This is a genomic window from Leptolyngbya sp. FACHB-36, from assembly GCF_014695955.1.
Taxonomy (GTDB): domain Bacteria; phylum Cyanobacteriota; class Cyanobacteriia; order Leptolyngbyales; family Leptolyngbyaceae; genus FACHB-36.
In genome coordinates this window covers 1-9,802 of the sequence record NZ_JACJPG010000241.1, presented here as the reverse complement: position 1 = coordinate 9,802, position 9,802 = coordinate 1, and the positions used below count along the sequence as shown (strand labels likewise).

The window sequence follows — 9,802 nt, the reverse complement described above, 5'->3', positions numbered from 1 at the left end:
CAAAGCGATCGTGCAAATCACGCGCTTTCGTCGAATTCGGACCCGATGCAAAGCCGTGAAGGTAGATGTAGCAGTGCGGAAGCAAACCCTGGTTCAAAGTAGGGCGGCTCTATTCAGTCTTTAGTTTTGAGGCGCTTAAGACGCCAGCGCAACTTCGAGCATCTGTTGCAGTTCGCCGCTCTGATAAAGCTCGATCAGAATGTCAGAACCGCCGACAAATTGACCATCCACATACACCTGCGGAATCGTGGGCCAGTTTGAGTACTCCTTGATACCCTGACGAATTTCTGAATCCTCTAGTACGTCAACCGTTGCGAAGGGCGCACCAACCGCATTCAGAATTTGCACCACATTGTTTGAGAAGCCGCACTGCGGCATCAGCTTGCTACCCTTCATGAAGACTAGAATTTTGTTCTGCTGAACCAAGTCTTGAATTCGCGCTTGAGTTTCTGAGTTCATAGTTGCATCCAGTGTGCGTAAGTGAAGTAACACCGTGATTTAGACCGTCTGTCCGATCGTCGCCCATGTCTGAGGCGTGTAGGTTTTGAGCGCTAGTGCGTGGATCGCTTCGGTAGACATCGCCTGACGCACAGCTCCATAAACCAATTGGTGCTGCTGGACCAATCCCTTTCCTTCAAATAGGGACGATACCACCGTTACTTGGTAATGGTCACCACCGCCCGTTAGGTCCTGAACCTGAACCTGAGCATCCGGCAGCGCTGCCTTGATCATCGCCTCAACTTGCTGCGGGCTAATCATTGGCTCTTCTCGTCAATAGTTTGTTCTAAAACCAGTCTAACAAGTCGGAATCCAGTTAAGGATTATCGGACAGGAGCCGGATTTGATTGTTCAGCGCGCGGGCGTGGATAGGGCGAATCGACAAAGCCCAGTTCCAGTAGCTGCTGGTAGGCTTTTTGTCCCAAATCTCGCGTTGGCTGCTGACTGCGGATGATTTGAACGAGCAGGGGAACTGCCAACTCCGGCTGATTTTGAGCGCGGTGAACCAGAGCTAGCTGGTAGGTTGCCTGATCGCGCATTTGAGCCGCAGACAGCGCCTTGGTCCGCTGGCTATCTGCAACGCGGTTGTCAATTCCAGAAAAACTTCCTGCTAACTCTTGGTAGAAGTTAGAAAGCTGGTTGAACACCTGCCGCGCTTCCTGCAGCTTTTTAACCGCCAGCGTATAGTTTTGAGCAGAGACCGCTTTGCTGGCATCGTCCATTAATTTTTGTCCGCCTTGCACACTCAGCAGGCTGCTGTCTTGGGTGAGCGGGCGCAGGACGTTTGGATCGTTGGAGTCGATCGGCTGTGCCTGGTTGGAACCGGACGGCAGCGCTTGGGCGTGAGCAGGCGCAGGCTGGAGCAGAATCGACGCTGTCACGATCGACAGGGAAACAGCGCCCGTAGCACGAAGAACACGAGTCAGTCCAAGGGGTTCCATGAGGCAACGTTTTGTATTTACAACTGGACAAATCTAAACTTTGGGTATCTTACCACCTAGACCGTTCTCCACTCGAATCAGGCGGTCTTCGGTAGGGTAAACGCATCCTCTGAAAAGCAGCATCACGCCATACTTTAACGCTTGCTACTGACAAAGCGGCTTCTACGCTTTGCGGTAAAACAATAGGATAAAACCAATTGGCTGAAAAAGCGTAGTCCTCTCCACTTTCATCGGTCACATCAACAAGCCCATGAGCTTCTGCCTGCTCATCAGCAATAACGGGATACAGCTTTCCAACTTCTAGCAAGACTCTGTACCCATCGTTATCGAGACAAACGGCAAAATAAGCGGTTTGAACTGTCGCGTCATCACTAATCTAGAAATGGCAGTTTGAGCTTGCACTCTTTCTTTCCGATGCCGTGAGCTTCGTATCAGTTTTCCCTGCCCATGCTGTTTTTGCAATCGGGCGCGATCGCGAATGCCCGTTCCTACAGCAATAATTTCAGTATTAGTAATCTCCCCAACAGGTTCAAAGTCCACGATAGAACACGGTGGTAGACGCTGTCTGATACTAACGTAGTCTCTCTGCCACGTTTCTCTAACACTCTAAGTGACGTTGATGCTCAAGAAGGTGTTTCCATGACCAATCAACCGCCAGTTAATCCAGCTTCGGGTTCCGCAGGATCAGCAATGCCAGAGTCGAGCATTGGCAGAGTGCTTCAGCGGGGTGGCGAAGAACTACTGCTCGAAAAGGTGGAGAACCGCTTTACCGTCAGCGCTACCAATCCGTCAGCGCTGGCAAATCTTGTGCAGCAGCTTCCGGCAGAAGTTAGCCCAGAGCGCTCCCCCAGCTACTTAACCGAACTCGTCGTGGACCCGGCTCAGCGCGATCGCGTCATGCAGCAGGTGCGATCAACAGACACGGTCAGCTACGCCAGCCACGTGTACCGACTGCAAAACAGCCCAAGTTCGCTGGTTTACCTGACCGATCAACTGACGATTCAGTTTGCGCCACAGGTAAGTTCTGAAACGATCGCCCAGCTCACAGCAGCCGTGGGAGTGCGCCAGCTCAAGCCCATCGAAGGCATTCCGAACACCTTTGTGTTTGAAACAACGCCAGCCGCCACCGAGAACCCGGTTAAGATCGCCAATCGTCTGATGCAGCGATCGGAGGTGCTAACCGCAGAGCCAAACGTAATCATTCGGACTCAGCCGCTCTACCGTCCCCGCGACCCGCTGTACCCGAAGCAGTGGCATCTGAATCACGGCGGCGGTGCCCAACTTGCGGCAGGATCGCACGTTTTTGCAGAGGCAGCTTGGGATATCACCAAAGGCAGCCGCTCGATCGTGGTCGCCATTATGGACGACTCGATCGATCTGAACCATCCCGACTTTCAAGGCGTCGGCAAAATCGTTGCGCCCCGAGATTTCAAAGAAAACGACTTTTTGCCGATGCCGGGCGACCCAGACGACAATCACGGCACGTCCTGTGCAGGAGTCGCCGTTGCCGAGGAAAACGGCATTGGTGCGGTGGGGGTGGCTCCAGGATGCGCCCTGATGCCCATTCGCACGACGGGCTATTTGGACGATGAATCGATCGAGCAACTGTTTGGCTGGGCAGTACAAAAAGGTGCCGCTGTGATCTCCTGTAGCTGGGGACCCAGTGCCGTCTATTTTCCGCTATCGCTGCGACAGCGCGCTGCCCTCACTCAAGCTGCCACAAAAGGGCGCAACGGCAGAGGCTGCGTGATTCTATTTGCGGCAGGAAACGCCAATCGCCCAACGAACGGCACTGTAACCGAGCGGGGCTGGGCAAATAATTTGCTCAGTGGTCCCACAGCGTGGCTGGGTGGGTTCACCGTCCATCCCGATGTCATCACCGTGTCTGCCTGTACCAGCCTCAATAAAAAGGCAGCGTACAGCAATTGGGGCGCAGAGGTATCGGTGTGTGCTCCGAGTAATAATGCACCACCGGGAGTCGGGCTGCAAGGAGCGGGTGGCTACGTGTTCACTCCGCCGGAAGTCAAGGGAGCGCTACCAGGCTTGGGGATTGTAACGACTGATCGAGTCAACAGCGCGGGCTACGATCGCAGCAACTTTACCGACAGCTTCGGTGGCACATCGAGCGCCTGTCCCTTGGTTGCTGGAGTTGCTGCGCTGGTTCTGTCTGCCAATTCCAATTTGACGGCACCAGAGGTGAAGCAGATTCTTCAGCAGACGGCGGACAAAATCGTGGATTCCACTCCCGACCCACAGTTTGGCTTTCGGAAGGGCACCTACGAGGCAGGCGGACGATCGGACTGGTTTGGCTACGGCAAGGTAAATGCGGTCAAAGCGGTGCAGGCAGCCATCCAGCGACAGACACCTGCAATGAGCGCTTCACGTCGCCTTGAGCAGCAGAACACAACCAGCGCGGCAATTCCCGACGCAGATCTTCAGGGCGTCACCAGCGCGATTCAGATAACCGATACGGGACTGCTACGGGATATTCAAGTCAGCGTGGCGATCGATCACAGCTTTCTGGGCGATGTAGAGATTAGCCTAATCTCACCGACGGCTCAAACTGTACTGCTCCAGAGCCGCACCTTGGGACGGCGTAGCGAGTTGCAAGTTACCTATACGCTACAAACGACGCCGCTCCTACGCAAATTTCTGAATCAATCCGTACAGGGGCGCTGGCAATTGCGTGTGGTGGATTACGCACAAGGCGATACAGGCACACTGAACCGCTGGCAGTTGAGCTTGGGTGTGTAACTAGCGGTCCGTCAGGACTATTTTTAGAGAGTCTTCGACCTCTAAAAATATCTCAGCCTGGGTTTCTTAGATTTCAGCAACTTACAACATCAAAGTTGACAACCCACTAGCGCTGACAGCCAGCATCCAACGCCTTCAGCGCGTCTTGTAAATCGGTTGTCAGGCGTCGCGCCGCCTGCTTTGGAGCAGCGTTACCGTAGTCCGATACGTGCAGGGGTGCGCCAATATAAACTTTGGCGCTGGATCGCAGCGGTACGCTGGGGTGGCTGTAGTGAATCGAGATCGGCACAATCTGAATTCCTAACCCTGCCGTACCCGCTTCTGCCTGAAGCGCCAACCGTGCCAAGCCCGGTTGCAGCGTGTTCACGGGCTGAAGTCGGTTGAGATGGCACTGGCGGTTCTGCCGCAAATCACCCCCCTCCGGGAAAATCACCAGGGTTTCCTGCTGCTGAAGAATTTCTACTCCATGCCGCAGACTGGAAATTGCCGGACGTCGAGTGTCGATCGGGAACCCACCCAAGCGTCGAATAAACCAGCCTTGAAGCCCTTGCACTTCATCAATCGACACCATAAAGCGGAGATGCCGCCCCGTGATGTCTTTGCCCGCTGCATAGGGAACCAGAAACGCATCCCAACGAGAACGGTGGGTGGGAGCCAAAATTACGGGACCCGACAGCGGCAAATGCTCTCGCCCAACCACATCAACCTGTTTGAAGTAAAACGGAATCAAGCCATAGCGACCAAGCGGATAGGCAAGGGCAGCCAGCCACGGTGAAAACCGAGACAGTGGCTGAGAAGACAATGGCTGAGAATTTTCAGCCGCAGCCGACGCTTGAGAGGAAACAGCACCTCGTCGTATGGTAGACGGGCAAGCAGGTTCAGGGCGTTTAAAGCGGCGTCGGGCGCTTCGCCGGAGCGATCGAAGAACAGTAGAATCAAGCGGTGTCATGGAATTCAGCGAAATCATGATGCAAGCACAAACAGACGGGAGGCGAAAGCAACACGTTCCTCTACCGTAGGTTTCCCTTTAAAAGTTGTCCTCTGCTCTAAGGACACTTTCGGTGGTGGCATGAGTGTGTAATTAAGGATGCCGCTGCTTCAAAAACCAGGACCGCAGCTGCTCTCGACACGCCGCCTCCAAAATACCACCAATTACAGAGAGACGATGGTTAGAACTAGGACTATCCGGCACATTAATTACGGTCCGAACGGCTCCGGCTTTCGGGTCATCGGCACCATACACCAGAAGCCCCAAACGTGCTAGGACGAGGGCACCTGCACACATGGGGCATGGCTCTAACGTCACGTAAAGCGTGCATTGATTCAGGTGCCAATTGTTTAAGGCGCGTCCGGCAGCTCTGAGCGCTAGAATCTCTGCGTGAGCCGTCGGATCGCAATCGCGTTCTCGACGGTTTTCTGCCTGCGCGATCGCGCGTCCGTCCGGTCCCACCACTACGGCACCCACGGGCACATCTCCCGCTTTCCCTGCCTGCTGAGCCAGCGCGATCGCCTGCGTCATCCAGTGGCAGTGCAGCCGATACGCCGGATCGTCAACGGCAGCGGACATTAGGCAGACTGAGCGAGGAGTGGATCAAGCTGTCCTTGAGCGTCAAGGCTGTAAAGGTCGTCGCAGCCGCCGACATGCTGCTGATTGATAAAAATCTGCGGTACGCTGCGGCGGCCATTGGCGCGGTCTGCCATGACCGCCCTCGCGGTGTCATCACCGTCAATTTTGTATTCGGTGTAGTTTACGCCTTTCCACCACAGCAGCAGCTTGGCGCGAATACAAAAGGGACAGGTCTGCCAGGTATAAATTTCGACCTGCGCTTTGATTTGATTGGGATGGCGTCCTAAAAGGGTATTAATTGAGGGAATCATTGTTCTCCGTGCGTTTCTTCAACTTTGCTAGCAGGCTACCTAGCCATTTATGCCACTGTAAAAAATGTCCTAGCCCGAAAAGAAGCAGTGCGTGTTGTTTCTAGAATACTGACATCTTTTATTTTTTGCAGGGAGTCAGATATGGCTGTCACAAACCAATTAGTTGCGCAGCAGCAGCAGCACACTACTGCCTGGTTTGTTCAAGCTTGGGCAGCGTTTATTATCTCGGTTTGCGCTACAACGATCGGCGTGATTAATCTGCCTGCTGAGGGAAACAATGCCTGGGTCAAAGGCTACTTAGGGATAGGGCTGCTGTTCACCGTTAGCTCGTCATTTACGCTGGCGAAGACAGTGCGGGACATTCAGGAAGCGAAGAAGCTGACGGCGCGAGTCGATGAAGCCCGAGTCGAACGGCTGCTAGCAGACCATCATCCGCTGAAGTAATTAGCCTTGAGGAAACGGCACGGCTAGGAGCACAGCGAATCCTGTGAAGGCGATCGTCACGGAAATTACGAGCAAGCTCAAACGACGCTGCCAGAACTGCGGGGCGTCCTGAACAGCAGACTTCCTACCGTGACTCATCTGGCTGGGCACCAGCCACAATAGCAAGCTGCCCAGCGTCATCAGGCTGCCCAAAATTGCAGCCGTTCCTCCAATCCAAGCGCCGACAAGCCACAGCCAATTGTGCATTGCTTTACAGACAAGAATAAATAAACCGCACCCTCATAGCTTCAAGGGTACGGTTTCAATTAGCACGAGCCGAGCTACAAAACTCTAATTCTTATACATCGTAGACGCGGCACTCTAGCGCATCGGGGCGCTCTTCACAGTAGCGATCGAAGGCGCTCTGCTTGCCTTTGCGATGAGAAATGGCAGCTTGGATTTCTTCAGCCGCATCCCACGCAGCGGCACACTCGCTGGATAAGTCGCCGTTGGTTGCACATGCGGCACGCGCCTGTTGGGTCACCTGTTGCAGTTCTTGCTCTAGGTTGGAATTGGTATCAAGCATCGACATGGGGTTCAAACCTCCTGAATTGGGTGGTACTCTCAACCCAGTTCTGATTGATGGGCACGTCTTCACTCTAGCGCTGCGATCGGGAACTTGCAGGACGGACATCCCTCCAGCGCAGACGGGGAATAGCAGGGATCACAGCCAGAAGCGACTCCTCATTGGGCGGTTATCCGACACGGCCTTGCAAAACTTTACACACTAAGCAGGGAGAATCGGCTGCTAGGGCGAGTCCGCCTTTTGGTAGACTTTTAGACGAAACCATTCAGGAATGGCGCAAACCAGCAGTTGGGAGGACACACGTGGAGAATACACTCGGTTTAGAAATTATCGAGGTGGTTGAGCAGGCTGCGATCGCGTCTGCCCGCTTGATGGGCAAGGGTGACAAGAACGAAGCCGATCGCGTGGCGGTGGAAGCCATGCGGGAGCGGATGAATCGAATCTACATGCGCGGTCGCATCGTCATTGGCGAAGGCGAACGGGACGAAGCGCCCATGCTCTACATTGGCGAAGAAGTTGGCATTTGCACCCGTGAGGATGCCAAGACTTTCTGCAATCCCGATGAGCTGATGGAAATTGACATTGCGGTGGACCCCTGCGAAGGCACAAACCTCTGCGCCTATGGTCAGCCAGGCTCAATGGCGGTGCTGGCAATCTCTGAAAAAGGTGGACTGTTCGCTGCGCCCGACTTCTACATGAAGAAACTCGCGGCTCCTCCGGCTGCCAAAGGCAAAGTTGATATTACCAAATCTGCCACCGAAAACCTGAAGATTTTGTCTGAGTGCCTCGATCGTGCGATCGATGAACTCGTTGTCGTGGTCATGAAGCGCGATCGTCACGACGAGCTGATTAAAGAAATCCGGGAAGCTGGAGCGCGGGTGCAACTGATCAGCGATGGCGATGTGGGCGCAGCCATTAACTGTGGCTTCGCTGGCACTAACATCCACGCGCTAATGGGAATTGGCGCGGCTCCGGAGGGTGTAATCTCGGCGGCTGCGCTGCGCTGCTTGGGTGGGCACTTCCAGGGTCAGCTCGTTTACGATCCGGCGATCGTGAAAACGAAAGAGTGGGCAAACAAAACAAAGGAAGAAAACCTAGCCCGCTTGAAAGAGATGAACATCACTGACGCTGACAAAGTGTACAACGCTGAAGAACTGGCGTCGGGCCAAACGGTTTTGTTTGCAGGCTGCGGCATTACTCCGGGTAACCTGATGAACGGTGTTCGCTTCTTCAGAGGCGGCGCACGCACGGAATCGCTGGTCATCTCCAGCCAGTCGAAGACCGCTCGATTTGTGGACACGGTTCACCTGTTCGACCAGCCCAAAATCATTCAGTTGCGCTAAGTAGCGGTTAGTTATTAGTTATTAGCTGTTAGTTTGTTTTAAGACTAATGACTAATAACTAATAACTAATGACTAACGACTAATGACTTCCTTTAAAATCGATTTAGAAGCCAAGGTTCAAATATGAATATTGCCGTTTTGGGGTTGAGCCATAAGACTGCCCCAGTGGACGTGCGGGAAAAGTTGAGCATCCCGGAGCCGCAGTATGAGCCGGCGATCGCCGCCCTCTGCAGCTACCCTCATATTGACGAAGTTGCTGTCCTAAGCACCTGCAACCGACTGGAAATCTATATCGTTACGAGCGAAACTGAGCACGGTATCCGTGAAGTGGGTCAGTTTTTATCGGACCACAGTAAGCTACCGCTGTATCAACTGCGTCCTTACCTGTTTACGCTACTGCACGAAGATGCTGTGATGCATCTGATGCGAGTTTCTTCTGGATTGGACAGTTTGGTGCTGGGCGAAGGCCAGATTCTGGCGCAGGTGAAGCACTGCCACAAGCTGGGACAGCAGCACAAAGGCATCGGACGGATTTTAAACCAGCTATTTAAGCAGGGTCTAGCAGCAGGCAAGCGCGTACGAACAGAAACGAGTATCGGAACTGGCGCAGTCTCAATTAGCTCAGCGGCGGTAGAACTGGCGCAGATTAAAGCGCAAAATCTAGCGGCGTGTCGCGTGGCCATTATTGGCGCAGGCAAAATGTCGCGGCTGCTAGTGCAGCACTTATTATCAAAAGGTGCGGTGACGATCGCAATCGTCAATCGATCGCTAGAACGCGCCCAGGAGTTGGCAAAGCAATTCCCGGATGCAGAACTGAACCTGCACCCCATGTCAGACATGATGAGCGTGATTGCTCACTCGGACCTCGTGTTTACCAGTACCGCCTCGACCGAACCGCTGCTGGACCGAGCAAAGCTGGAACTGGTGATTGAACCCAATCAGCCTCTAATGCTGTTTGACATCTCGGTTCCCCGGAACGTCGATGCGGACGTCAACGATCTCTCCCACGTTCAGGTCTTTAATGTGGATGACCTGAAGGCAGTTGTTGCCCAAAATCAGGAAGCCCGTCGCCAAATGGCGCTGGAAGCAGAAGCGCTGCTGGATGAGGAGGTTGAGGCATTCGATAGCTGGTGGCGATCGCTCGAAACCGTCTCCACAATTAGCAGCCTGCGGGATAAGATAGAGACCATTCGTGTCCAAGAGCTAGAAAAAGCGCTATCTCGTCTGGGTGTAGAGTTTGCGGACAAGCATCAGGACGTGATTGAGGCGCTGACTCGCGGCATTGTCAACAAAATCTTGCACGATCCGATGGTGCAGCTACGCACTCAGCAGGACATTGAAGCCCGCCGACAGGCAATGCAAACGCTAACGGTGCTGTT

13 protein-coding genes and 1 pseudogene are annotated in these 9,802 nt (G+C 53.9%); 4 read left to right on the top strand and 10 right to left on the bottom strand.

The annotated features are described in order from the left end of the window. The 5 genes and pseudogenes from H6F43_RS05870 to H6F43_RS05850 all read right to left on the bottom strand — a co-directional run. The coding region (locus tag H6F43_RS05870; protein ID WP_277879880.1) for a YqiA/YcfP family alpha/beta fold hydrolase at nt 1-85 on the bottom strand (85 nt) is incomplete at its 3' end. Between the two features lie 50 nt (nt 86-135). After that, nucleotides 136-459, bottom strand: a complete 324-nt coding sequence (gene grxD, locus H6F43_RS05865; protein WP_190341603.1) for a Grx4 family monothiol glutaredoxin — start codon at nt 457-459, stop codon at nt 136-138. Nucleotides 460-498: 39 nt separating this feature from the next. Then, complete coding sequence (locus tag H6F43_RS05860) at nt 499-759, bottom strand: BolA family transcriptional regulator (RefSeq protein ID WP_190341601.1); 261 nt, start codon at nt 757-759, stop codon at nt 499-501. A 62-nt stretch (nt 760-821) separates the two neighbouring features. After that, complete coding sequence (locus H6F43_RS05855) at nt 822-1,439, bottom strand: hypothetical protein (protein ID WP_190341599.1); 618 nt, start codon at nt 1,437-1,439, stop codon at nt 822-824. Nucleotides 1,440-1,578: 139 nt separating this feature from the next. Beyond that, a pseudogene (locus H6F43_RS05850) lies at nt 1,579-1,815 on the bottom strand (hypothetical protein); the annotation flags it as partial. Nucleotides 1,816-2,078: 263 nt separating this feature from the next. Between H6F43_RS05850 and H6F43_RS05845 the strand changes: the two are divergent. After that, complete coding sequence (locus H6F43_RS05845; RefSeq protein WP_190341597.1) at nt 2,079-4,193, top strand: S8 family serine peptidase; 2,115 nt, start codon at nt 2,079-2,081, stop codon at nt 4,191-4,193. Nucleotides 4,194-4,299: 106 nt separating this feature from the next. On the opposite strand, the gene H6F43_RS05840 is transcribed toward H6F43_RS05845, so the two are convergent. The 3 genes from H6F43_RS05840 to grxC form a co-directional block, all read right to left on the bottom strand. Next, on the bottom strand, nt 4,300-5,142 hold the full coding sequence (locus tag H6F43_RS05840) for a 1-acyl-sn-glycerol-3-phosphate acyltransferase (protein ID WP_190341595.1): 843 nt from the start codon (nt 5,140-5,142) through the stop codon (nt 4,300-4,302). A gap of 132 nt (nt 5,143-5,274) precedes the next feature. After that, nucleotides 5,275-5,760, bottom strand: coding sequence for a tRNA adenosine(34) deaminase TadA (gene tadA, locus H6F43_RS05835; RefSeq protein WP_190341593.1), 486 nt, complete (start codon nt 5,758-5,760; stop codon nt 5,275-5,277). Further along, a complete protein-coding gene (gene grxC, locus H6F43_RS05830; protein ID WP_190341591.1) occupies nt 5,760-6,071 on the bottom strand; it encodes a glutaredoxin 3 in 312 nt (103 codons plus the stop codon). Before grxC ends, tadA begins: the two co-directional genes overlap by 1 nt. A 141-nt stretch (nt 6,072-6,212) precedes the next feature. On the opposite strand from grxC, the gene H6F43_RS05825 reads away from it, so the two are divergent. After that, nucleotides 6,213-6,515, top strand: a complete 303-nt coding sequence (locus H6F43_RS05825; RefSeq protein WP_190341589.1) for a YiaA/YiaB family inner membrane protein — start codon at nt 6,213-6,215, stop codon at nt 6,513-6,515. Here the strand turns inward: H6F43_RS05825 and H6F43_RS05820 are convergent, their stop codons facing one another. Next, on the bottom strand, nt 6,516-6,761 hold the full coding sequence (locus H6F43_RS05820) for a hypothetical protein (protein WP_190341587.1): 246 nt from the start codon (nt 6,759-6,761) through the stop codon (nt 6,516-6,518). A gap of 91 nt (nt 6,762-6,852) precedes the next feature. Then, entirely contained in the window at nt 6,853-7,086 is a 234-nt protein-coding gene (locus H6F43_RS05815; protein ID WP_190341585.1) for a Calvin cycle protein CP12, read from the bottom strand. Between the two features lie 296 nt (nt 7,087-7,382). Here H6F43_RS05815 and glpX point away from each other — a divergent pair, with 296 nt between their 5' ends. Next, nucleotides 7,383-8,423: a class II fructose-bisphosphatase gene (glpX, locus tag H6F43_RS05810; protein WP_190341582.1), complete on the top strand. Its 1,041-nt coding sequence runs from the start codon at nt 7,383-7,385 to the stop codon at nt 8,421-8,423. Nucleotides 8,424-8,546: 123 nt separating this feature from the next. Continuing rightward, a partial coding sequence (locus H6F43_RS05805; RefSeq protein ID WP_190341580.1) for a glutamyl-tRNA reductase occupies nt 8,547-9,802 on the top strand: 1,256 nt, incomplete at its 3' end.